The organism is Salinibacter sp. 10B, from assembly GCF_002954405.1.
Classification (GTDB): domain Bacteria; phylum Bacteroidota; class Rhodothermia; order Rhodothermales; family Salinibacteraceae; genus Salinibacter.
This window is the reverse complement of record NZ_MQWC01000004.1, coordinates 272,777-297,630: the sequence shown is the minus strand read 5'-3', so window position 1 is coordinate 297,630 and position 24,854 is coordinate 272,777. Positions and strand designations below refer to the sequence as shown.

The window sequence follows — 24,854 nt, the reverse complement described above, 5'->3', positions numbered from 1 at the left end:
TTCATCTCGGCAGGCCGATGCCCGCCAAGATGGCCACCGATAACAGGACCAGGAACCTTCGGGACCATAAAAAAAGCAGTCCCTCCCGTTATCAATGGGCTGGACAGCCCTTTTATTCAGGGGCGGCCACCTACGTTCCCGACTTGCGGTGTGCTTTAACGCGATCTACGACAAACGCGATTTGTTCATCGATCGTTTTCTCGGTCGTGTCCAGCGAGACGGCATCATCGGCCCGGCGTAACGGAGCAATCTCGCGGTTCCGATCCCGTTGGTCTCGATCTCGAATCTCTTGACGCACCGCTTCTAACGAAATGTCTTTTCCTTCCTCCGTGTATTCCTGATAACGACGACGGGCCCGCTCATCAACATCGGCCATCATAAACACCTTCAGGTCCGCTTCGGGAAAGACCACTGTTCCGGTGTCCCGGCCATCCAGAATCACTCCCCCGTGACGCTCCTCCTGCTCAAACCCAATGCGGCGTTGCTCCCGTACTAGTCGGTCACGAACCGGACGGAGCGTGGAGATCTGACTGACCACCGCCCCGACCTCCGGGGTACGGATCTTCTCGGACACGTCCTCCTCGTTGAGCACAACCTGCATACGTCCGTCCGCCTGATAGCGCACATCCACCTCGATGGACGGAAGCACGTGCTGTGCGGCTTCGACTGTAACATCGGCGTCGGCCTGCAGAAAGCCGAGCGCAACGGCACGATACATGGCGCCGGTATCCAGGTACACAAACTGGAGACGCTCCGCTACTCCCTGCGCCGTAGTACTCTTGCCCGATCCCGCGGGCCCATCAATGGTAATGATCACTGTACGAATCGTCGATTGAATGTATACAACAAGCGTCGGCCCTCCCTTCTGCAGTTAATTCCCGACATCCCGGCTCACCACGGTGATCGGGTTCGGGTACTCGATAGGCCCCAACGCCGTACGAACGGTCGGCTGAACGCGGAGCTTCACATTGGTGGGCGGCCCGTCGCCCCCCACCGAGGACGCTAGATCAATAAACCCTTGCAGGTTGTCGTTAAAGAACCGCGCCAGATCCAACTCAACCCCCACCGGCACGTCCGTTGGGGTCCCCGGTGGCAGCTCGATTTCCTGATCGAACGTCCCTGTAACGGTCTCCTGGTCATTGAGAAGCAAGGTCCAATCCATCTGCGTAAGCCGGGCGCTGACCTGGTTCGTTTCAGGGTTGGTCGCCTCAACGTGAAGGGTAAACGAGAAGGGAAGTTCGCCCTGAGACAAAGCTGAAGTGAGGCGCGCTATATCGGTAGCCCCCAGATCATTATATGACTCGACCTTACGCAACTCCACACCGGCGAGCCGGGCATCCGTAGCCCGATCGATCCGAAACTTTACGTCCTTCAAACTCCGAAGCTGGCGGAGCGTCTGGCATGAGGATAGCAGGAGAACGCCCCCTCCGACCAGCAGAATTCCGAGCCAGAAGAACGGACGAACAGTACGAGACAACGTAGAAACCATGGAAAAACAGCCGGTCGGACGAAATATTGGATCGAAGACGAAACGGGAAAATACGAGTCCCTCGGTCTCTGAGTTCGACTCATACCACCGACTGAGGATGAGGACCCATCCTCATTGCGCGCTCTCTGTTCACGTGGCGTTCCGGTCTACGCTCTAGCAACCGTCGCGGGCGGTTCTCCGTTGTCGGTTCGAGAGAAGCGCACAGTCTGCAATATCGAACCTTTTTCCGCCGCATTCTTCAAACGTCTCGAACAATCAGTATATGCGCAAGCTGAGTTGGGATGAAATCGACCGCCCGTCTCCTGAGGACGTTCACGACCTGCCGAAGCATCCGATCCGTCTCGTCGTGCATAACATTCGCTCGATCCATAACGTGGGTTCGATCTTTCGCACTTCGGATGCGGCCCGAATCGAACACGTGCACCTGACGGGCTTCACCGGAACGCCGGAGCACAAAGACCTCCACAAAACCGCACTTGGGGCCCAAGACTCAATGTCGTGGAGCAAGCACGAGGCCCCCCGTCCGGTGCTCCGCGAGCTCCGAGATCGTGGATACACGATCGCTGTACTGGAGCAAACAAACGAGTCCATCCCACCGCCTCAAGCATCACCTGAGGCATTCCCCCTCTGCCTCGTGGTAGGCAACGAAGTCCGCGGTGTAGATGATAATATTGTTGAGGTCGCAGATCTTGCTTTCGAGCTCCCTCAGTATGGCGCTAAGATTTCTATGAACGTCGGTGTCGCCTACGGCATTGCCGTGTACGACCTCGTCCGGCGGGCTCGCTCCCTCTTCGGACCGCCCGGCGAAGATGGATGTACAACCTCGTGAGTCATTTGCGTGCCCCAACCTCCTTCTCGCAGACATGTCCTCTTCCAACGCTCTGCCCCCCCTCTTCGACGAGTTCCCCCCCATCTCGGATGAGGAGTGGACTGCGAAGATTGAAGCAGACCTCGACACTACGACTCCGAATGAGGTCCTCCGGTGGGATTCGATCGACGGCATTTCCCTGCCTGCTTATCTGCGGCGAGACGACCGGGAGCCCATCCCCCACGTGCCAACCGAAGGGGCCACCTCTCCACTGGTCTCAACTGAGACGGTCCCGTCAAACAACTGGCGCATTCGACAGGACCTCTGGCATTCCAACCTGGAGACTGCAAAGGCTCTCGGAGAAAAAGCGCTCCGGAACGGGGTCACCGACCTTGGCCTCATCATCGATCCTAACGCGGAAGCACTTGGGCTTCCCCTCGAAACGCCCGGGGACGTGGCAACGCTTCTGCAGGACCTCCCGCTCGACGCCTCCGCTTTGCATCTCGAGCGCGGATCGGGCGCACTCGCTCTACTGAGCGCCGGCCGCTCCCGCACCGATGAGAGTATTCTTGAAGGCAACCGTCGCGGCACGGTGAGTTACGACCCTGTAGCGGCGCTCGCCACCGGAGCCCTCTCCGATATTGAGAGTGCTTTCGACTTCACCGACGCACTCCTCTCATCATTGTCTACCTCCTCCCTGCGAGCCGTCAGTCTCGATCTCCGCCCGTATCACGACGCTGGGGCCTCGGCTGTGCAGGAGTTGGCTTTCGGGCTGGGCGCCCTCACGGAAACGCTGGCACGCTTACATGAGCGCACCCGGTCGCTCGACGATGTTCTCCCCCACCTGCACGTGCAAACGTCTGTCTCGACGAGTTACTTCATCGAGATTGCCAAACTGCGCGCTCTCCGTCTCCTTGTCCCCCAAGTCCTCGAAGCGTTTGCCGACGAGACCGGATCCCCAATCGAGACCTCGCCCGCTGATCTCTTCGTACAGGCCGAAACGTCTCGGCGTACAGAGACCCTGTACGACCCGTACGTCAACATGCTGCGGGGCACGACCGAGGCGATGGCAGCCGTGGTTGGGGGATGTGATGTCCTCAACGTTCGCTCCTACAATGCCTGCTTCGACGCTCCAACCACGTTCAGCTCTCGGATTGCTCGAAACGTGCAACTGATTCTGGGGCACGAAGCCCACTTCGACGTGGTCGCAGACCCGGCCGCAGGCGCCTACTATGTAGAACAGGCAACGGACCGTCTTGCTGAGCGCGCCTGGGAGCGCTTTCAAACCCTGGAAGCCGACGGCGGCATTCTCTCGGCCCTCCGACAGGGCGGGCTCCAAAGCGATATTGCACAGGTACGCAAAAATCGGCGGCAGGACGTAGAGAGCCGCGATCGGGTGCTCGTAGGAACGAATCACTATCCGGACCTGCAAGAGACGCGGCTTGATGATGTTCAATCCGGCAACCCTTCTTGCAATAACGGAACTGACAAACAATCACCTCTGCCCTCTCCTTCTCTCGGCCGTCTGCAGGAGTGGATCGAAAACGGCTGGACAATACCGGAACTCGCGAAAGGGCTTGCAGCAGGATCGGCTTCCATCCAGCCCCTCCCCCGCCTCCGTCTCGCTGAGCCCATTGACGCCCTTCGGCTTCGAACCGAACGATATGCGAAAGACGAGGGCTCTCCTCCGACCGTCTTGCTCGCCCCTCTCGGTCCCACGGGACCGCGAAGCGCTCGGGCCACTTTTGCGCGCAACGTGCTAGGCGTGGCCGGATTTGAGATCATCGAACCTCTCATGTTCGACTCAGTGGATGCAGCCGCAGACGAGGCTGTTGATTCGAACGCTGAGATCGTGGTGCTCTGCAGTGCAAACGAGGCATATGCGAACCTTACGCCTGCCCTTCGGCAGGCCCTTGAGAAACGGAACCGATCTCCCCTCCTCGTGGTGGCCGGCAATCCTGAAAATCTGAAGTCTGGCCTCCCTGCCGATGAGTTCATTCACAGCGGGCGCCCTCTCTACGACACGCTCACCACTTTCCAACAGCGTCTCGGCATTCCCCTGGATGATGGCGCCCCCACTGCCTGACACTCGCCCGATCAGGCCCTCTTCTCCCGTTCCCTCCCGACCACACATTTCCGATCAGTATTATGCGACCGGACTTCAGTAGTATCGACTACGAACCGCCGAACGCGACCGAGGACCAGCAGGCTCAACACCCGTCTCAAGACCCCTGGACGACGCCGGAGCAAATCGACGTAGCGTCTGCCTACGGACCGGACGATATGGCAGATCTGGATCATCTCGACTATGCAGCGGGACTGCCCCCATTTCTCCGCGGCCCGTATTCAACAATGTACAATTTTCGGCCGTGGACCATCCGGCAGTACGCAGGCTTCTCTACCGCCGAAGAGTCAAACGAGTTTTACCGCAAAGCCCTCGCCTCCGGACAGAAGGGTCTTTCGGTGGCCTTCGATCTCGCAACCCATCGGGGCTACGATTCGGATCACGACCGGGTACGGGGCGACGTCGGAAAGGCAGGCGTGGCTGTTGATAGTGTCGAGGACATGAAAATTCTCTTTGACGGCATTCCGCTCGACGAGATGTCGGTCTCTATGACCATGAACGGGGCCGTCCTCCCAGTCATGGCCTTCTACATCGCCGCCGCCGAGGAGCAAGGCGTGTCCCATGAGGCCCTGACCGGCACGATTCAGAACGACATCCTGAAGGAGTTCATGGTGCGCAACACCTACATCTATCCGCCGCAGCCGTCGATGCGGATTGTGGGGGACATCTTTGCCTACTGCGCCGAGGAGATGCCCAAATTCAATGCGATCTCTGTAAGTGGCTACCATATGCACGAAGCCGGGGCCCCGGCCGATCTGGAGCTCGCGTACACCCTTGCCGACGGACTCGAATACCTCCGGACGGGACTCGACGCCGGGCTCGGAATCGACGACTTTGCGCCCCGCGTCTCCTTCTTCTGGGCAATTGGGATGAACCACTTCATGGAAATCGCGAAGATGCGAGCTGGACGGATGCTGTGGGCGAAGCTCGTTCAACAGTTTAACCCCGAAAATCCTAAGTCGATGGCCCTCCGAACGCATTGTCAAACGTCGGGCTACAGCCTGGCCGAGCAGGATCCCTTCAACAACGTTGCCCGCACGACCATCGAGGCACTGGCTGCCGTCTTCGGTGGCACCCAATCCCTCCACACCAACGCCCTCGACGAAGCGATTGCCCTGCCCAGTGAGTTCGCCGCCCGAATTGCCCGCAACACGCAGTTGTATCTTCAGGAAGAAACGGACGTGACGAAGGCCATCGACCCGTGGGCGGGCTCGTACTACGTGGAGCGGCTGACCGGTGAGCTGGCCCGCCAGGCCTGGAGCCACATCCAGGAGGTCGAAGACGAAGGCGGCATGACGAAAGCCATCGAAGACGGACTCCCGAAGCGTCGAATTGAAGAAGCAGCCGCTCGAAAACAGGGCCGCATCGACACCGGCGCGGAGACCATCGTCGGCGTCAATGCGTACCGGCCGGAGGAGACTGAACCGATAGAAACGCTTGAGGTCGACAACGAGGCCGTGCGCCGCACGCAGGTCGACCGACTGAACGAGCTCAAAGAACAACGAGACGAGGCCGAGGTCCGATCGGCCCTCAATGCCATCACGGACTGTGCCGAGACCGGAGACGGGAATCTGCTCCGCCGGGCGGTAGCTGCCGCGCGAGCCCGGGCCACTCTCGGCGAAATCTCAGAAGCAATGGAAGCGGTCTATGGCCGTCACACGGCCCGCACCGAATCGATCTCCGGCGTATACGCCTCCGAAGTGCGGAACGATGATGCATTTCAAACGGCCCGACACCGTGCCGATCGCTTTGCCGAACTGGCCGGACGCCGACCGCGCCTCATGGTGGCCAAGATGGGTCAGGATGGACACGACCGCGGGGCCAAGGTGATTGCGACCTCCTTCGCCGACATGGGATTCGATGTGGACATCGGTCCTCTTTTCCAAACGCCGGAAGAGGTCGCCCGACAAGCGGTAGAAAACGACGTACATATTCTCGGGATCTCCAGTCTTGCTGGAGGGCACAAGACCCTCGTGCCTGAGGTGTTAGATGCTCTCGAACACTACGGACGTGAGGATATTCTCGTGGTCGTGGGAGGCGTCATTCCGCACGGCGACTACGAGTTCCTCTATGACCAGGGCGTCGCCGCTGTGTTTGGGCCTGGCACCAACATTGCCAAAGCCGCCGCCCAGATTCTTGACGTACTGATCGATCCTTACACTCAGGAGGCAGCAGCCGGGACCTGATGCTGGGGCACGCCCCTCCTCCCCCAGCCCGGAAGGGACACGACCAAATACGAAGCCCCCGCCTCGGTTCATGCCTCCTCCCCGAACGAAGCTCTGCAGCCGACCCGCATAATCTCGTCCCCGACATCGTGAATCGCCCCGTACTCCCGACCCGTGCCTTCACACCGGGGATTCGCGATTCCTGGACGTTCATACCCGAACCACTTCCTCCCGTCCGTATGCCCAATCGTGACGAGCCCCAGAGCGCCCGCTCCTACTCGTCGTCTCCGGACGAAGTCTCAACCTTCAACCCCAACCTCAAACGCCAAGCCTCATCGCGCTCCCCCTCGGCCCGTTCCGCTGACGAGTACGTATCCGGCATCCTAGAAGGCGATCGCGTGGTGCTGAGTCAGGCCATCACCCTCCTCGAAAGCACCCGCCCCGACCACCAAAAGACGGCTCAAACGGTGGTTGAACGATGTCTGCCGCAGGCAGGCGACTCCGTCCGGGTCGCCGTAACCGGGGTGCCCGGCGTTGGAAAGAGCACGTTCATCGAAGCCTTGGGGCCCGCTTTACTAGAAGAGGACCGGCGCCTCGCTGTGCTCACCGTCGACCCTACCAGCGAACGCTCACAGGGTAGTATCCTCGGGGATAAGACACGAATGGGGGCCCTCGCGTCCTCCGACGATGTCTACATTCGTCCGTCCCCGACCGCTGGGACCCTGGGCGGCGTTGCCCGAAAAACCCGGGAGACCATCTTTCTCTGTGAGGCCGCCGGCTTCGATACAATTCTCGTAGAAACGGTGGGGGTCGGGCAATCGGAAGTAACCGTCCGGTCGATGGTGGACGTATTCCTTCTCCTCGCCCTGGCAGGCGCGGGCGACGAGCTACAGGGCATCAAGCGGGGCATCGTGGAAATGGCTGACGTGCTTGCGATCAACAAAGCGGACGGGGAAAACAAGACCGCAGCCGAGGAGGCCCGCTCCGAATACGGAAAGGCCCTTCGCCTGCTTGGCGAACCAGAATCGGGGTGGACGCCCCCCGTGCTTACCTGCTCGGCAGAAACAGGCAATGGGATTCGCGAGGTGTGGTCCTCCATCCAAGAATACTGTCGGTATACGAAGGAAACCGGCTATTTTAGCCAACAACGTCAAGAACAGTCCCGCCACTGGATGTACCAATCCATCGAAGAAACGCTCCGATCCGATTTTTTTGAGACGCCTGCCGTTCAGTCGGCCTTGGAGGAAGTAGAAGAAAAGGTCCTCAATGGCACAATCAGTTCCTTTGCCGCTGCCCAAAAACTACTTTCGGTGTATCGCCGAACGGATGCTTCCGATTGAGGAGGCTCCCATCTTCCCCTCCCCGGTGCGCCAATGATACGGAACATTCCCATCATCAAATCTTAACACTTTGCGCGCAGGTTACTCCGCCTCCCAGCCGGGGTGCTCGGGTCTGAGAAGCTGTTTTAATTTCATATGCTGTGAGTCCGGCAGGACGTAACGATTACGGACCCGTTCCTCCCCGCCGGAAATGCAGGCGTGTACGCTCCGATTTGCTTTCGGTCCACGAATCCATCGGCATCGGATGTGGAGACGGGCGTAAGTGAAAACAGGTTCTGAGTCACAGATTTCCGCCTCCTCCCATGCTGTCCCCCACAGCTCCGTCCTCTTCGACATGGATCACGGGCATTTTCCTCTTGGGTCTGTTCCTCGTTGGGGTTGCCGGATGCACCTCGCCCCGTACTGTTCAAGAAGTGGCACGCGACCGTGCCGATGTGCTGGGAACCTGGGAATATCGGACTGAGAACATCTCTGTCCTACAACACGGTACCCTGCAAATCATGGTACAGGACGGTCGTCTGACCGGACGTTTCCAGGACAGTTGGCGAGGCAACCTGAACGCCAGAGTCAACGTCCATGGCTCCCAGATGGAACTGACCCTTGACCGGATCCGAATCTCGGGCCGCCTCGATCAACGTCGGTTTACCGCCTCGGTACGCCGTGAATTTTGGGATGCCTCTACCGCCGGCAATCGTCGATCAAGGGGCTACTTCGTGGCGCGCCGGGTCCGAAGCAGCTCCATGTTCGAGGACACACGACCCCTCGGATGCCCCTCGCTCCTTCGCGAAGTCTCTTATACGTGCTCTCCCCTGGTCTCCGGGAAGCCATAATCCCCTCTTCACGCTTGAGCGCTTCTTGTCCCTCACCGGGACTTCACGGCGTCTTTCTTCTCGAACCCTCGATCCTGCGATGCAGGGCCGGGAACTTTGTAGACCATATTCCGAACGGTATTCGTCCGTCGGCGTCGTGTCGGCGGCCCTTCGTCGTTACTCAGCATTCCCTCCCCTGCCGTGTCTTCTACTGACGTATCCCCCGTTGAATCGACTGCCCCGGTGTCGTCCGACCGCGACAACTTCATTTACGACATCATTGACCAAGACTTGGCGGACGGCACGTACGGCGACCGCGTCGTGACCCGCTTCCCCCCCGAGCCGAACGGGTATCTGCACATTGGCCACGCGAAGTCGATCGTGCTCAACTTCGGCATCAAGCACGACTACGCCGACCAGGCCGACACCCGGTGCCACCTCCGCTTCGACGACACAAATCCGGAAACGGAAAATCCGGAGTACGTCGACTCAATCAAGGAGGCAGTGCAGTGGCTGGGATACGACTGGGAGGAGCACGAGTATTACGCCTCCGACTATTTCGAGCAGTTCTACGAGTACGCCGTCAAGCTCATCAAACAGGGCGACGCGTACGTCGATAGCCTCGACGAGGAGGAAATACGAGAATATCGGGGGAGCGTCGACCAGCCGGGCACTCCCTCTCCCTACCGTGATCGCTCGGTCGAGGAAAACCTGGAGCTCTTCCGAAAGATGCGAGCGGGCGAATTTGAGGACGGGGAGCACGTGCTGCGGGCGAAGATCGACATGACCTCCCCGCACATGATCATGCGCGACCCCCTTCTCTTCCGCATCAAACACGCGCACCACTACCGGCAGGGCGACGACTGGTGCCTCTACCCAATGTACGACTACGCCCATCCGCTGGAGGATGCAATTGAGGACGTCACCCACTCCCTCTGCACGCTGGAGTTCGACAACAACCGGCGGGTGTACGACTGGGTGCTGGAGCATTGTCTGGAGGATGAGGAGATTCCGTCTCGTCCCCGACAATATGAATTCAACCGGCTGAACCTGGACTACACGGTGATGAGCAAGCGTCGGCTCCGCCACCTAGTGGAAGAAGAGTACGTGGACGGCTGGGATGACCCCCGCCTTCCCACCCTTGCCGGCCTGCGGCGCCGCGGCGTGCCCCCCAGCGCCATCCGCTCCTTCTGTCGACGGGTCGGCGTCACCCGCTCGCAGAGCCGCGTACAGATGAGTCACTTCGAACATGCCCTCCGCGACGATCTGAACGAAAAAGCCCCGCGCGTGATGGCGGTGCTCGACCCGCTGAAGGTGGTGGCGACAAACGTGGATGAAGATGCGGTCGACTGGATCGATGCATCACACTGGCCGCGAGACATCGACAAGGAGGGCACTCGTAAGGTGCCCTTCACTCGCGAGTTCTACATCGAGCGGGAGGACTTTCGAGAGGATCCCCCGGACGACTTTATCCGTCTTGCCCCCGGGCGTGAGGTGCGCCTGAGGCACGGCTATTACTTCACTTGTGAGACGGTCGTCACGGACGACAACGGAACAGTCGTCGAGCTTCGCGGCACAATCGACCCGGAGACGCGCGGCGGAACGGCCCCGGACGGCCGATCGCCCGACGGGACCCTCCACTGGGTCTCGGCGTCGCACGGCGTACCATTCGAAGCCCGCGTCTACGATCGTCTCTTTGACGTCCCCAATCCCCGGGCCGCCGACGACGACTTCACTGCCCACCTCAACCCGAACTCCCTCTCAGTGCAAGAAGGAGTCCTTGAACCGGCGGCGGCTGAGCACCTCACGGACGCCCGGGTGCAGTTCGTTCGCAAAGGCTACTACTGGCCCGACCCCGAGGACTCAACGGAGGACCACCTAGTGTTCAATCAAATCGTCTCCCTCCGCGACACCTGGGGCGAGACGGATGCTAGTCTCTCTCGGGAGGAAATTGAAGAGCGACGCCGCGAGAAAGAACGACAGAAGGAGCAGCAGCGCCAGCGCTCGCTCGAAAACAAGACGGATCCCGTAGAGCTCCTCTCCGATGACCAGCGGGACCGCTTCGATTACTACCACGAGGAGCTGGACGTCAATCGCGAGAGTGCTGCCACAATTGCCGGCTCCGATGCCCTCGCCGACTTTTTCGACGCCGCCCTCCAGGCGTACGACGCCCCGCGCCCTGTTGCGAACTGGGTTGTAAACGAGTTGCTTGGAAACCTACGGGATCGAACCGTCGACGACCTCCCGTTTGGTGCTTCTGAGTTCGCCGCGTTGGTGCGGCTGGTCGACTCCGACGAAATCACAAACCGGGCCGCCCGCACGGTCTTCGAGGAGATGCTCGACAAGGGCGGAGCCCCGGAACACATCGTCGACGAGCGCGGGCTCCGTCAGGTGGACGACACGGATGCACTCAGTGCCATCATAGACCAAGTCCTCGACGAGCATCCAGACGAAGTCGCCCGCTATCGCGACGGCAAACAGAGTCTGATCGGCTTCTTCATGGGTCAGGTAATGCAGCGCACAGACGGCTCTGCCAACCCAGAGGTCGCCCGGACCCTGCTCCAGGAGCAGCTGGAGGAATAAGATACGATCCGGGCACTCGATTCCGAATCCTCCAATGGGCCGTAGTAGCGCCGTGGGATGCTCCCAACGGCGCCACTGGGGCCCTCTCTTGAAGGAATGAGCAGCATTCGACTTCTGAACGCTCGTGCTGACGTTCCTCCAAATACTGAAGTTTCCATCCGGATCCGGTGTAACAGATGGAAAGGGTGTAGCGGGAGGTATATAGGGTCGAAGTCCTACACACCTCCCGAAATTCCCCTTCACCTATCCTATCCAAGTCGATCGACAGCCGCCCGCATACGACGGATGCACGCGTCTTTTCCGACAGCAGCCAACAGCCCGAAGACGCCCGGACCGTAGGATCGCCCACTCACCGCCAGGCGGGCTGGATGAATGATGGCCCCTGCCCCAACATCCTCCTCGTCGGCCAGGTCTCGCAGCTCGGTCTCTACGGTGTCTGTGTCGAAGGTCTCCACCTCCTCCAAACGCTCGGCGTACGCTAGCAGGAGGTCACCGGACGCCTCCTTCCACCGCTTCTCGACCCCGGCCTCTTCGTACTCGTCGGGATCCTCAAAGAAGTACCGGTTATCCGTCACCACTTCTGGTGCCACCTGCACACGCTCCTGCACAAGTCCGCAGATGGTCCGAAGACGCTCGTCGCTGACCTCGTATCCCTCGGCGTCCACCACCGGTCGAACCCGATCGGCAAGCGCGTCGACGGACAGGTCCCGGACGTAGTGTTCGTTCACCCAGCGCAGCTTGTCAAGATCAAACTGGACCCCGCTCGCCCCCACGCGCTCCAGGGAGAACGCCTCGATCATCTCGTCGTGCGTAAAGAGCTCCTGTTCCGTCCCTGGATTCCAACCAAGAAGCGCAAGAAAATTGAGCAGGCCTTCGGGTTCGTATCCAGCCTCTTTATAATCTTTTACATACACGGGAATGCCGAGTCGGTTGGCGTCCCGTTTCGAGAGCTTTCCCCCCTCCGGACTCATAATGAGCGGCAGGTGCGCAAACGTAGGCGGGTCCCACCCCAGGGCTTCGTACATAAGCACGTGCTTTGGCGTGGAGGACAACCACTCCTCGCCCCGAATCACGTGCGAGATCTCCATCAGGTGATCGTCTACGATATTGGCCAAATGGTACGTCGGCATTCCATCTGACTTCAGAAGAACCTGATCGTCTACCTCTGACGCATCGAAGGAGACGGTCCCGCGAATCTTGTCGGAGAACTGAATGGTGCGACTGCGCGGCACCTTGAGGCGCACGACGTAGTCGTGGCCTTCATTAATCTTACGTTCAACCTTTTCGGGAGAAAGGGTGAGCGAGTTGCGCATGTCCCGCCGCGTAGAGGCGTCGTACGCGACGGTGCCGTCTCCTTCGCCTCGGGCACGAAGGGCTTCAAGCTCCTCCTCCGTATCGAAGGCATAATAGGCAGCCCCTTCGTCCACGAGCTTCTGGGCGTATGACCGGTAGAGGTCTCCCCGTTCCGACTGCCGATAGGGCGTATGGTCCCCACCGGCCTCCGGTCCCTCGTCGGTATCCAACCCCGTCCACCGAAGCGCACTGATGATATCCTCCTCGGCCTCCTCCACGTACCGATCCCGGTCGGTGTCTTCAATTCGGAGCACAAAGTCACCGCCGTGCTTTCGCGCGAAGAGATAGTTGTAAAGGGCCGTTCGGAGCCCCCCGACATGGAGCAATCCTGTCGGACTGGGGGCAAAACGAACGCGGACCGAATCATCAGCCATAACGTGCAGAAAGGGGTTCGTGTGAGGGATCGTGTCGGAAAAGGGGTGTCCGGTGTGGGCATGAGGCCACGGGGAACCTCCTCCCTGCCCCGATAAGCCTCCAGCCCACCGCTTCTGGAGTACGAGCGGCATGAGGAACCGGGGCCACCATGACGAGACAACTGTCTTTTCGTAGGAGTCCCCCCGCCCCCGGTTCCGGCCTCCTATTCGAATTGGCCAGCGCTTTGCGAAGAATCCGGGTGTAGAACGCTCGACACTTAGCACAGCAGTTAGAATGAGATCTCTTCGCCCCGTAGTAGCCGTTCTATCAGAACTCATTCACGTAATATTAGGGGCGTCCCCACTGACTCTCGGTTGACCGTCAAGTGGCCAGCGTCTGAATCCGGACGTATCCGTCCGTCGCCTCCCGTGAAGCATACCCAAATCTCGAACGCTCTCCCGGCCGTTTGCCAATGCAAGGTGAAACGTCGCGTCCGCAATTGCATTCTGAGATTGGCAACAGTTTCAAGTGAGAGTTGATTGGCATCGCTCACGACCTCCCTGTGTAGCCTTCTCAGCAATCTCCGGACGGTTTTCAGCTGACCATGGCACTCCCTGTGCGCCTGTGCGTGTTCTTCTCCGCCCTCCTCATCGTTCTCGGATGCGCCGGGGGCCCTTCCACCACCAGCCCTGAACAAAGCACGTCCAGCTCGCCCCCCATTGTGGCTTCGCTGGGCGACACCACCATCACCCTCTCCGAATTTGAATCGGCCTACCGATCGTCAAACGGCGGATCGACTCCTGCCGACGACTCGCTTTCATCCTACCAGGACTTTCTGGAGCAGTACGTCAACTACCGTCTCTCGCTGCGGGCAGCACGAAGCGCAGGATTCGACACCCTCTCGAGCTTACAGCAGGAAATTCGCTCATACCGCGACAAAATGGCGCGTCCCCGCCTTATGAGATCGGAGGTGTATAAGCCGCTCACCCGGAGTCTGTATCGACGCCAAAAGACGAAGGTGGATGTGAGCCACATCCTTGCTCGCGTGTCTCCGGACGCTCCGCCCGAGGACACGCTGCAAGCCTACCAACGGATGCAGTCTATCGCCGACTCGCTGGCACGCGGGGTGCCATTTGGCGACCTCGCCTACCGGAATTCCGATGACCCCAGTGCACAACAAAAAGGACAGCGGGGATTTCGCGGGCGTCTCGGCTATATCGGGGCCGGGCAAATCGTGAAGCCCTTCGAGGACCGGATGTACAACGTTCCCCCCGACAGTACAAGCGACGTTTTCCGCACGCGCTTCGGATATCACATCTTGAAGGTCCATGACCGCCGTGCCTCCAAACCGCCGATTCGGATCTCGCACCTCATGGTGCGTCCTGGCGCAGACTCGATGGAGGCCCGGCAAAAGTTGGATTCGCTGCGAACGGAAATCGTCAGCCGCGGCGCCTCGTTTGATTCTCTAGCCCGCCAACACTCAGAAGACCGCCGTTCGGCCCCTAAGGGAGGCGACTTGGGCACCGTCACCTCTCGTGAATCTCTTCCCCCGTCCTTTCAGCGCGCCGTGGCCACGCTCGACTCGGTGGGAGCTGTCTCCCCAATCGTACGGAGCCAGTACGGCTACCACCTTATCAAGCTTACGAATCGAGAGGAGCCGAAGAGTTACCAGGCGTCCTATAAAGAATTAAAGCAGCAGATTGCGGACCGTCCCCGCGTTGACCGTCGCAAAAACGCATTTTCCGATTCCATACGGACGCAGGTGGGTGTTACCGTCGATACGACTCGCATCTTGGGTACGGCTCGCATCTCCTCCGTCGACACCCTTTCCCGCCCGCTCCTCTCCCTCACCCAGGACGACGCCTCCTCCGACACGTCCGTGCCCGTCGCTACCCTCGGGGACTCCACCTACACCCTCAAACAACTGGCCCGTCACGTCATGCAAGCGGACGGAGGGGCCCGCATGAGCGTGGGAACTGTCCTGGAGGACTTTTTAAACGAAAAGGCCTTCCAGTACGCTCAGGCCCAGCTCCAGGAAACCGATTCCTCATTCGCGGCCACGATGAAGGAATACCGTGAAGGCCTGCTCGTCTTCCAGTTTATGCAAGACTCGGTATGGACTGTCGCCGCTCAGGATACGGCGGCCCTGCGCCAATTCTACCAGGAGCGGCGCGACCAGTACCGTTTTCCCGATCGCGTGCGTACTCTCGTGCTTCGAGCCCCATCTGATTCCCTCTTCGCCCCATACGGCCTGAGCGCGTCGCCCTCTCTGTCGTCCCTTGTCCGGCGGGCAACCGCCGACTCGCTGGTACGCCTCGACACGGCAATGGTCACAGACACTTCTCTCGAGGTATATCAGAAGGCGCTCTCCATGGACGACGGATCGATCACAGGCCCAATCCAGCACGACGGGCAGGCCCTCCTCCTTGCCCGCGACACCCTCCTGCCGGCGCGCACAAAAACCTTCGAGGAGGCCCTGAGCAGTGTGATCCGGGACTACCAATCCCACTATAAAGGGCACGTTCACGCCCGACTCCGGCGGCGCTACGACGTTCAGACCTACCCCAAACGGCTCCGGAACGCCTTCTCGGAGACGGCCCCGTCTCGAATGTCCTCGACAAACTAAGAGACAGTTTCGTTTTTGACCCGTTTTGCGACTGGGAGGTCTGCATTCCAGCGCTGCCCCCGCAGCACAGAACCCGGCCCCATGGTAGAAACGAGCGGTTCGCAGTCGACACGTTCTGCTAGACACGCCCTCGTCTGAAATCAATACAGCCTCTACGGCCTCTTATGCCTCCCTCCCGTTCTCTCCGACTTTTCGTGGTCGTCTTCGGCCTCTTCAGCCTCACCGGCCTCCTTGGATGCGAGTCGGAAGACCGTCCGTCGTCGTATGTGGCGCGGGTGGGCGATCATTACCTCACGCAGGAAAAGCTCGACCGGATGCTGAGAGGCATGGGCCCGGTTCCTGACTCCACCAAGGCCCGAGAGCAGGTCATTCAGCAGTGGGTCGACGAAACGTTGCTCTACCGAGAAGCCCAGCGCCGCAATTTATCACAGGCCCCCGAGGTGAAGCGTCTTTTGAATGAGCGCCGACGCAACACCCTCGTGAGTGCTCTGACCAACCGAATCTACGAGGACATTGAAGAAGAGCCTTCCGAGGAGGAGATCCGCACCTATTTTGAGCGGCACCAAGAACGGCTGGCGCTTCGGGAACCGTACGTGCGCGTGCGCCACCTAGCCACGACGAGCGAGGACTCTGCCCAGGCCGTGCGTCGCGAGCTGGTTGCGGCCCGTGAGGCTACGGTGGACTCGATCTGGTCACGCCTCAGTCAGCGATACGCGAAAACGCCCGGCCGGGCCCAGGAGCTCTCCGATCGGTTTCTCCCCGAGGGTCGCCTGTTCGCTCAGCTGCCCTACGTCCGGGATGAGCTCGCCGTCCTTCGGGAAGGAGAGGTGGCTCCGGTCATCGAGGACAACAACCAGTACCATGTTCTCCAGTTGGTCCGTCGGATCTCGGAGGACGCCGACCCAAAGCTTCAATGGATGGAAGGAGAAATCCGCCGCCGCTTGCAAATTCGGCACCGGAAACAGATGTATGCGCGTGAGGTTCAACGCCTCCGCAATCGAGCAAAGGCAAACAATCTCATTGAAGCCCCTTAACCGTGGCCTTCCACCGTGTCCGGTGCATTTTCCTTTTCGGGAACACGCCGCGACGAATGATGAGAATTTGCCTGTTTCTCTCTCAGAGTCTCTTTCGTAGATCCTTCGTTTGCATGCGTAGATGGTCGCGCACACTTGCTTTTTCCGTACTGCTTCTGCTGGGAGGCGCCGCCTTCCTTGGCAGTCTCACCCCAGACTCCGCTCGCGCTCAGAAACAACCCGTTAACCGGATTGCGGCAGTCGTCGGCAACGACATCATTCTCACTTCTGAGGTCGACCAACTGGTTCGCCAGCAGGTGCGCCGCCAGCAGAGGAGTTATTCGGATAGCCTCTGGATGCAGGCCCTTCAGAACCTGATTGACCAGAAGCTACTTGCCGAGAAGGCCCGCCGCGACACGACCCTCACCCTCTCCGATGAGCAGGTCTCCCGCGGTCTCAACCGTCGAATCCAGCAGATGGCAAGCCAGGCAGGCGGAGAAGACCGGCTTGAAGAGATCTACGGCAAGAGCATTCTCGAAATCAAAGAAACGTTCCGGTCAGACTTTCGGAGCCAGATGCTGGCCCAACGGCTCCGGCAACGCCGAATGCAGAAGATCGACATCACCCCGAGCGAGGTCCGGCAGTGGTTTGAAGACATTCCGACTGACTCCCTCCCGGACCTTCCGAAGACGGTCCGCCTGTCTCACATCGTTCAGTACCCCGAACCCACCGAGTCGGCAAAGGCGGAGGCGCGCCAATTAATCAACACCGTTCGCGACTCCATCGTCAACGGCGGCGCCTCGTTCGAGGCAATGGCCCGCCAGTTTTCGGACCACAGCGGATCGGCCTCGTCCGGGGGCTCTCTCGGGACAGTGAACTTGGATCAATTGGTGCCTGAATTTGCGGCAGTGGCTTCTCGAACGCCCACGGGCGAAATTTCGCAGGCGTTCTACAACGCAAACCAGGAGGGATATCACATCCTTCGGGTGAATTCCCAATCCGGCAGCACAGTCAACCTCAACCACATTCTGATCAAGGTTGCGTCGGACGAGAGTGACGCGAAACGGGTAAAATCTGTACTGAGTAGCGTGCGCGACTCCATTCTCAACCACGGACAGCCCTTCGAGCTGATGGCTCGCCGGCACTCTGAGGAATCCCGCACGGCCGAAAATGGAGGCCGCGTAACCGATCCGCAGTCGGGAACTCGGGACCTAGTGCTCGATGCTCTCAATCCGTCGTGGCGCCGCACCATTCGGGAGCTGGACGAAGGTGATATCAGCCGTCCTACGAACGTCACGCTGCTGAATGGAGATGAGGCCTACCACATTGTGCGTCTCGATCGTCGCACGCCTGCTCACCAGGCCAATCTCGAAATGGATTACGAGCGTATTCGTCGGCTCGCGCTTCAGGACAAGCGCAATCGCAAGATGAAGGAGTGGACCAACAGCCTTCGTGACGAGGTCTACGTAGACGTTCGCATTACGAAGGACGACGTTGCGGCGCTCCGCAGCATGCGGTAGTCCCTCCCTTTCTCCTCTGCGCTGGGCCTGGCCTCATTCCGGGGCCTCTCACCATTGCCCTGATTTCTCTGTCCCGTTATGCCGCCTTCCAATTCGCAGGACCCTGAAACGCTCGATGAGTTGAGCGACGCGTACGACCGACTGCGCGATGAAATCGGTAAGGTGATTATCGGTCAAGAGGACATCATCGAGATGGTGGTCGTGTGCCTCATGGCGCAGGGGCACGCCCTCCTCATCGGGGTGCCCGGCTTGGCCAAAACGCTCCTCGTCCGCACGCTCGCCGGGGCATTGGACCTAGACTTTAGCCGAATCCAGTTCACCCCCGACCTGATGCCGAGCGATATTACGGGAACGGAAATCATCCAGGAAACGGCTGAGGGCGCTCGCCACTTTGAGTTCGCCGCCGGTCCGATTTTTGCCAACGTCATCCTCGCCGACGAAATCAACCGGACGCCTCCAAAGACTCAGGCGGCTCTCCTGGAGGCAATGCAGGAAAACCACGTTACGGCCGGGGGCGAGACGCACGTGCTCGACGACCCGTTTTTCGTTCTCGCAACCCAAAACCCGATCGAGCAGGAAGGCACCTACCCCCTTCCGGAAGCCCAGCTCGATCGGTTCATGCTCAACGTCTGGCTTGACTACCCCTCATTCGACCAGGAGGTCGAGGTGGTGCGCAGCACGACGGCCGGCCCGCAGGCCACCCCCGAGCCGGTGATGTCGGCCGATGAGCTTCGACAGTATCAGACGTTCGTTCGGCAGATTCCGGTAGCGGATAACGTGATTCAGTATGCGGTGCAGCTCGTCTCGCGCACCCGGCCGGAGTCTGAAAACGCCCCCGAATTTATCACTACGTATCTCAGCTACGGAGCCGGCCCTCGGGCCTCGCAGTACCTCGTCCTGGGCGCCAAAACCCTGGCGGCACTCGACGGTCGGATGACGCCGGTCGAAGCCGATGTCCGGCGTATGGCCATTCCGGTTCTTCGCCACCGCATCGTGCCCAACTTCAACGCGGAGGCAGAAAACATTTCCGCCGTTGACCTCATCGATCGCCTGCTCGACGCGGATCGCTGATTCCTCTTCGTACTTCCCTGCACGCACTCTCTTTGTCTACAGACATGGCGCTGGATCCGGATCGCTACAGCGTGCTCACGTTTGTAGAACGAATCGACTTTTCGGAGGATCTCGCCGTCTTTCGCCTCCGTGCGCCCGAGCCGGTGGAGTTCACTCCGGGCCAGTACGCCACCATTGGACTCGTGGAAGACGACGCCGATCGGCCGCTTCTCCGCCCCTACTCGGTGGCGTCGGCACCGGGATCGACCGACCTGGAATTTTTCATCGAACGGGTGGACGAGGGCGATCTTACCCCCCGTCTCTGGGACCTGAAGCCCGGAGCAGAGGTGTGGATGCGCAAGAAGGTCGTGGGGCGCTTTGTGCTGGACACCGACTGCCGGTATCACGTGATGGCCGCCACCGTGACGGGCGTCGGGCCGTACGTCAGCATTGCCCGCCACCAGCAACGACTCCTCGACGCGGGTGAACTGGACACCCCGCACCGATTCTTGATCCTGCACGGAGCCAGCCGCTCCTGGGAATTGGGGACCTACTACGACGAGCTCTCAGAGCTGGCCCGTACAACCGAGTGGTTTGACTACGTTCCAACGGTGAGCCGCCCATGGGAAGACCCAGAGTGGGACGGTGAGCGGGGGCGGGTCGAAGACGTCCTGCGCAAGCATGTAGATGCTGCCTCCTTCCCGCTCGACGAAACGGCCGCCTACACCTGTGGCCACCCGAAGATGATTGATAAAGCGCAGGGGATTCTCGAGCGCTCCGGTTTGCCCGAGGACGCCATTCACGAGGAGAAATACTTCGTTGAGCGGTAACCTCCGCTCCGTGTCACCGCCTCATTCGTACTCTCAAACGTGTGCTCGCCTCCCGTTGGGGCCGCTCCCGACCCCTGACAGGTCCGACTCCGCTTATCCGAGAAGCGTCTCGTGCAGCCGACGCACCACGTCAAATCCGGATTCGATGGACTGCTCGACGGTGCCCTCTCCTCGCACATAGTCTCCCGCAAAGAAGAGTCCCAGCTTTGCGCCTGCCGTCAATACGTCACGGTCCAGTCCCGACTGCGGTCGTGCGTACCGCCATCGCTGGACGTCATACCAGTGGGGATAACGAAGGTCGGTGACGAGTAGATCTCCCACGATCTCCTTAACCTCCGGAGCAAACGTTTCTGGATCATCCTCAAGACGCGGGCGGGTCCACTGGGGCGACATCTGCACGACAAGTAGACTCTCTCCGTCCGGCACGTGCCCGGGCTTGTCATGCTCGTACCCAACCCACGCAATCGGATGCGTGTCCGATCGCGAAGAGAGTGCGTGAAAGGAACCGGGTCGCGGCAAACGACGGTCGTACCCAAACGCGTACGTGAACTGCGAGGTATAGTCCACCCCCTCTAGCGCCTGCCGAATACGATGCGCTCGCGCCCCAGGGAGGCTCGACGCTTCGAGAAGAGCGGCCGTTTGGGGAGCAGGCGGCGTAAGAACCACGGCCTCGAACAAAGAATACACAGTTCCATCCTGGGCATGCAGGGCCCAACCTTCTTCTCGCGCATCAAGCCGTTCGATCCGCGTGGCGCGGTGAATGCCCGCCTGACTGCAATGGGCCAGGTGCTTTCCGAGACGACTGATGCCCTGGTAATACGTCCACTTTGGCACTCGCTCTGAAGGATGGGGGCGAGCAATTGTCCCTTCGCGATCGAAGGTCCACTCCTCTCCCCCAATGTCCACAAGCTCCTCTGTCGGAAGGTGTGCCGTTATGAGGCGACGGATCCGCTTGCTCTCCACTGAAAAGGACGGCGCTCCGTGATCATATCGACACCCGTGCCGTCCCCGCGTCGCTGCTCGCCCGCCAAATCCGCGGCTTTTTTCAAAGACCACAACTTCTACCGGAGCGTTTCGCAAGAGGTACGCCGTCGTCAATCCAGCAACTCCAGCCCCAACAATTGCAATCCGAGACATAGCGGCGAATCCGTTCCTGGTAGCGTGTGAGCAGGAATCATTTTTCCCGTGGTGCCATACGAACGTCTGTCAACACAATTCCAGGGGAAATGCAATCCTCGGGAATCAATCCCACCTTGACCTGACTTGCCCCCGGATTATGCTCGGACGCCTCCTGCTTTTATTTCTTCTGACTCCAGCCGTAGAGCTCGGTCTCCTCATCCAGGTAGACAAGCTCATCGGTTTTTGGCCGACGATTGGCGTAATTGTCGCTACCGGCATCGCGGGCAGCTACCTCGCCCGTCGAGAGGGGGTTCAAACATGGCGCCGCCTAAATGAACGATTATCCCGCGGCGACCTTCCCGGCACGGAGCTTATGGATGGAGTCATTATCTTGGTGGCCGGAGCTCTCCTCGTCACCCCCGGTGTTCTCACCGACGCTTTTGGGTTTCTCGGCCTTCTGCCGCCCACCCGTGCGCTGATTCGGAAAGTGCTGATGCGCCGGTTTCAATCCAAGATGCAGGAAGGCTCCATGCAAATCCAGTTCGGGATTTTTGGAGGGGCAGCGCCCGGGCCCAACGGCTCCGCCCCGAACGGCCCTAGCGGATCGAATCAGACCTGGAAGGGGACCAGCCAACAGGTCCCTCGTCACTCTCAGGATACGTCGCGGAAGACCGACGGGGCATCGGACGATCCCTTCACTGCCGACCGTTCAGACGAACGTTGATGTCCCAGGCCTGCGCGAGATACATAATGAGCTCCCGCTCGTTGCGTGTAAGGGTCCCATCGGCATATGCCACCATGTTGAGGTCATCGAGCACGGTGAGGCGTTGAACAATCGGCAGCATATCCTTCAGGGTCTCGACGGATTCCTGAATGAGTGCCTGCTCAGGCCCATCGGCGTATACCTGAAGCGACCGACGAAAGATGTCTCGGATGTCTTCTCGAGAGAGCTTTGGCTTCCATTCCCCGAGACGGTCGAGCATCACGTCAATCTCTTCGCTGGACAAGTCATTGTTGGCGCTGTGGGCGACCACGATGTACAGAAACGCAAGTTCGTGGATCAGCCCCCAGTCCTCTCCCCTTTTCTGCACCACCGCCGACGTATCCTCGACCAAATCTTCCCCGAGTTGCTTCAACGACCAGGCATCCGCCAGTAGGTGGATCAGTCCCTGTTCTCGTTCAAGCAACACCCCGTCCGCTTCCGCTATGCGCATCACATCTCGCAGGGCCTGCCGTCGCTCCTCAAACGTTAACTCCTCCTCCAACTGACCGATGGACTGTCGCACCTCTGCCCGCGCATCTCCCTCCAGAAAAGCGGTGGCCGCCTCCATCACCACTTCTTGAACGTGCGCCTCATCGGGCATCAATGCCCACTCCCGAAGCGCATCGGTAAGGGTATCCATCTCGCCGTCGGTGAGCTCATGGTCCGTGCCGTAGGCAAGGGCAATGTAGATGAGCGCGAGGTCATGCGACGTCGTCCAGGACCCGGGAGAATTCATGTCGTCGAACGGATAGAACGATAAAGCTACGGTGCGCTGCAATAATACAGAAAGACACTCCCGAAACGCAACGGCGAAGACTACAAATTAAATTTGCCTGTTCTTCCCACTCCTATTCTTCGTTCTTCGGCTCCCCCCTTGCAATCTTCCATCGTCCTGCCTCAGTTTCCTAATATGCAGTCCGGTACGACCCTGCCGGGGCGGCTGCTTTCCGCTGGAAAGCAATCGCAAGCGATTCAACGATACAGGTGCACCCCGGCCCAGTTACGACGTACACCTCTGCTGTCGCGTTCGTCTCCCTTCACTACGCACGGCTCTTCATGTCCCCCTCTCCCTCGTCCTCCTTTGTGCAGTCCCAAATTGTTGACCGCCTCTCGGCCCACGGAAGCGAGGGACTCCGTGCGGAGCTGGCCGGAGTGATCGACCTTGACGCTCTGGAGCAGCAACGATACGGCGAGGTGCTCGAAAGTGTCGACGCTCGGCTTACCACGGCGCAATACTCACTCATCTCTATGCTAATTGCGGGCATCTATTTTGGCCTTCTGGTGGGCTGGTGGCTACTGTCGCTGGCCTCGTGGGGGCTCATTGCTCGATGGCTGATACCGGTTCTCCTCGTCACGGTGTACGCTGCAAACGCCTCCTATCAAACCATTCAGGAAATGCGTCAATTGTCGGAGGCACGGGCTCTTCTCACAACCCTCACCGAGGATCCTTCCCCGAACGGGTGACCAGACGCCCCTCCTCGTCTTTTCTCTTCATGCGTCCGGGAACTCCCCATGTTTTCCGCTTCGACCTACACCGACCGTCGCCGTACCCTGATGGAGGCCAAAGAGCCTGCATCGGGACTTGTGCTCCTGCTCGGCAACGAGCAAAGTGCAATGAACTACCGGGGAAACCCGTATCCCTTCCGGCAAGACAGCTCATTTCTGTACTACTTTGGCCTAGACGTGCCGGGCCTAGCGGCCGTGATCGATCTCGACTCCGGACGCGTCTGTCTCTACGGCGACGATCCAGACCTGGACGACGTCGTGTGGATGGGAGATCGTCCGTCCATACAGGAGTATGCCGCCCGGGCCGGTGTCGACACTACGGCTTCTCGCTCGTCTCTGCCGGAGGACCTGACCGCTGCGATTGAAAAGGGCCGATCGGTTCACTTCCTTCCTCCGTACCGGGCCCAGCAGCATCACCGGCTCGAACGCCTCCTCGGTATAGATCGGGAGCGGCAGCACACCTTCGCGTCCGCCGCACTGGTCCGAACCGTCGTGTCCCAGCGGTCCGTCAAATCTGACGCCGAGGTGGACGAGTTGGAAACGGCGGTCGACATTACGGCCGAGATGCACAAAACGGCTATGCATATGGCCGAACCGGGACGTACGGAGCGTGAGATTGCGGGACGTCTCAGCGGCATTGCTGACGCACGAGGCCAAGGCCTCTCCTTTCGTCCAACCTGCTCAATCCACGGGGAGGTCCTGCATAACCATGAGTACAGCAATACACTAGCGGCCGACGACCTTCTTCTGGTGGATGCCGGCGCCGCCTCTCCGCTCCACTACGCCGGCGACATTACTCGCGTCATTCCTGTTGGGGGAAGCTTCTCTTCCCGGCAAGAAGCGATCTACGAGGCCGTGCTCGACGCTCAGATGGGGGCGATTGATGCCCTGAAGCCTGGGGTGCCGTTTCGAGACATCCATCTTCACGCCGCCCGGATCCTCACTGAACACCTGGTGGACCTTGGGCTGATGAATGGGCCGGTCGACGCGGCGGTCGACGCGGGCGCTCACGCCCTCTTCTTTGCCCATGGCCTCGGACACCTGCTGGGCCTCGACACCCATGAGATGGAAAACCTGGGAGAGGATGTGGTCGGCTACTCCGCCGACCAAGCACGCAGCGAACAGTTCGGCCTACACACCCTCCGTCTTGCCCGTCCCTTGAAGCCGGGATTCGTCGTGACGATTGAGCCGGGCTGCTACTTCATTCCGGCCCTGATCCGGCGCTGGCGGCAAAACCAGCGGCACGCGAAGTTCATCAACTACAACGCCGTGGCGGACTTCGAGTCATTCGGCGGAGTCCGAATTGAAGACGATGTGCTCATCACCGACGACGGCGCCCGGGTCCTGGGTCCCGGCATTCCAAAATCCCTCGACGCTGTCGAAGCCGAGTGCCAGCGGTAG

At 60.0% G+C, this 24,854-nt stretch carries 18 protein-coding genes; 13 read left to right on the top strand and 5 right to left on the bottom strand.

Annotated features, from left to right (window positions below; translation table 11 throughout):
- Positions 1-130 precede the first annotated feature (130 nt).
- Both cmk and BSZ35_RS01520 read right to left on the bottom strand, forming a co-directional pair.
- Positions 131-817, bottom strand: coding sequence for a (d)CMP kinase (gene cmk, locus BSZ35_RS01525; protein ID WP_105010801.1), 687 nt, complete (start codon positions 815-817; stop codon positions 131-133).
- Between the two features lie 54 nt (positions 818-871).
- The gene (locus BSZ35_RS01520; RefSeq protein WP_105010800.1) at positions 872-1,489 is read right to left on the bottom strand and encodes an LEA type 2 family protein; all 618 of its coding nucleotides are present in this window, start codon (positions 1,487-1,489) and stop codon (positions 872-874) included.
- Positions 1,490-1,751: 262 nt separating this feature from the next.
- Here BSZ35_RS01520 and BSZ35_RS01515 point away from each other — a divergent pair, with 262 nt between their 5' ends.
- The 5 genes from BSZ35_RS01515 (at position 1,752) to BSZ35_RS01495 (ending at position 11,319) form a co-directional block, all read left to right on the top strand.
- A complete protein-coding gene (locus BSZ35_RS01515) occupies positions 1,752-2,318 on the top strand; it encodes an RNA methyltransferase (RefSeq protein WP_105010799.1) in 567 nt (188 codons plus the stop codon).
- A gap of 34 nt (positions 2,319-2,352) precedes the next feature.
- The gene (locus BSZ35_RS01510; protein ID WP_181149131.1) at positions 2,353-4,383 is read left to right on the top strand and encodes a methylmalonyl-CoA mutase family protein; all 2,031 of its coding nucleotides are present in this window, start codon (positions 2,353-2,355) and stop codon (positions 4,381-4,383) included.
- A gap of 62 nt (positions 4,384-4,445) precedes the next feature.
- Entirely contained in the window at positions 4,446-6,608 is a 2,163-nt protein-coding gene (scpA, locus tag BSZ35_RS01505; RefSeq protein ID WP_105010797.1) for a methylmalonyl-CoA mutase, read from the top strand.
- A gap of 218 nt (positions 6,609-6,826) precedes the next feature.
- Positions 6,827-7,927 (top strand): methylmalonyl Co-A mutase-associated GTPase MeaB, encoded by a 1,101-nt coding sequence (meaB, locus tag BSZ35_RS01500; protein ID WP_105010796.1) that lies wholly within the window; start codon positions 6,827-6,829, stop codon positions 7,925-7,927.
- 1,010 nt (positions 7,928-8,937) lie between these two features.
- A complete protein-coding gene (locus tag BSZ35_RS01495) occupies positions 8,938-11,319 on the top strand; it encodes a glutamine--tRNA ligase/YqeY domain fusion protein (RefSeq protein WP_105010795.1) in 2,382 nt (793 codons plus the stop codon).
- Positions 11,320-11,567: 248 nt separating this feature from the next.
- On the opposite strand, the gene gltX is transcribed toward BSZ35_RS01495, so the two are convergent.
- Positions 11,568-13,046, bottom strand: coding sequence for a glutamate--tRNA ligase (gene gltX / locus BSZ35_RS01490; RefSeq protein WP_105010794.1), 1,479 nt, complete (start codon positions 13,044-13,046; stop codon positions 11,568-11,570).
- A 584-nt stretch (positions 13,047-13,630) separates the two neighbouring features.
- On the opposite strand from gltX, the gene BSZ35_RS01485 reads away from it, so the two are divergent.
- The 5 genes from BSZ35_RS01485 to BSZ35_RS01465 all read left to right on the top strand — a co-directional run bounded on the left by BSZ35_RS01485 (position 13,631) and on the right by BSZ35_RS01465 (position 20,065).
- Positions 13,631-15,652, top strand: coding sequence for a peptidylprolyl isomerase (locus BSZ35_RS01485; protein WP_105010793.1), 2,022 nt, complete (start codon positions 13,631-13,633; stop codon positions 15,650-15,652).
- A 164-nt stretch (positions 15,653-15,816) separates the two neighbouring features.
- Positions 15,817-16,686 (top strand): peptidyl-prolyl cis-trans isomerase, encoded by an 870-nt coding sequence (locus tag BSZ35_RS01480; protein WP_105010792.1) that lies wholly within the window; start codon positions 15,817-15,819, stop codon positions 16,684-16,686.
- Between the two features lie 113 nt (positions 16,687-16,799).
- Entirely contained in the window at positions 16,800-18,185 is a 1,386-nt protein-coding gene (locus BSZ35_RS01475; protein ID WP_105010791.1) for a peptidylprolyl isomerase, read from the top strand.
- 78 nt (positions 18,186-18,263) lie between these two features.
- A complete protein-coding gene (locus BSZ35_RS01470; RefSeq protein WP_105010790.1) occupies positions 18,264-19,256 on the top strand; it encodes a MoxR family ATPase in 993 nt (330 codons plus the stop codon).
- 44 nt (positions 19,257-19,300) lie between these two features.
- Positions 19,301-20,065 carry a ferredoxin--NADP reductase gene (locus BSZ35_RS01465; RefSeq protein ID WP_105010789.1) on the top strand — a complete coding sequence of 255 codons (765 nt, stop codon included), beginning with the start codon at positions 19,301-19,303 and terminating at the stop codon, positions 20,063-20,065.
- A gap of 93 nt (positions 20,066-20,158) precedes the next feature.
- On the opposite strand, the gene BSZ35_RS01460 is transcribed toward BSZ35_RS01465, so the two are convergent.
- Positions 20,159-21,202: an FAD-dependent oxidoreductase gene (locus BSZ35_RS01460; protein WP_105010788.1), complete on the bottom strand. Its 1,044-nt coding sequence runs from the start codon at positions 21,200-21,202 to the stop codon at positions 20,159-20,161.
- 139 nt (positions 21,203-21,341) lie between these two features.
- Here BSZ35_RS01460 and BSZ35_RS01455 point away from each other — a divergent pair, with 139 nt between their 5' ends.
- Positions 21,342-21,908, top strand: coding sequence for an FxsA family protein (locus BSZ35_RS01455; protein ID WP_105010787.1), 567 nt, complete (start codon positions 21,342-21,344; stop codon positions 21,906-21,908).
- Here BSZ35_RS01455 and BSZ35_RS01450 read toward each other — a convergent pair.
- A complete protein-coding gene (locus BSZ35_RS01450) occupies positions 21,880-22,683 on the bottom strand; it encodes a TerB family tellurite resistance protein (RefSeq protein ID WP_105010786.1) in 804 nt (267 codons plus the stop codon). The genes BSZ35_RS01455 and BSZ35_RS01450 overlap by 29 nt on opposite strands.
- A gap of 320 nt (positions 22,684-23,003) precedes the next feature.
- Here BSZ35_RS01450 and BSZ35_RS01445 point away from each other — a divergent pair, with 320 nt between their 5' ends.
- Together BSZ35_RS01445 and BSZ35_RS01440 are read left to right on the top strand one after the other, a co-directional pair.
- Complete coding sequence (locus BSZ35_RS01445; RefSeq protein ID WP_105010785.1) at positions 23,004-23,411, top strand: hypothetical protein; 408 nt, start codon at positions 23,004-23,006, stop codon at positions 23,409-23,411.
- A gap of 48 nt (positions 23,412-23,459) precedes the next feature.
- Complete coding sequence (locus BSZ35_RS01440) at positions 23,460-24,854, top strand: aminopeptidase P family protein (RefSeq protein ID WP_105010784.1); 1,395 nt, start codon at positions 23,460-23,462, stop codon at positions 24,852-24,854.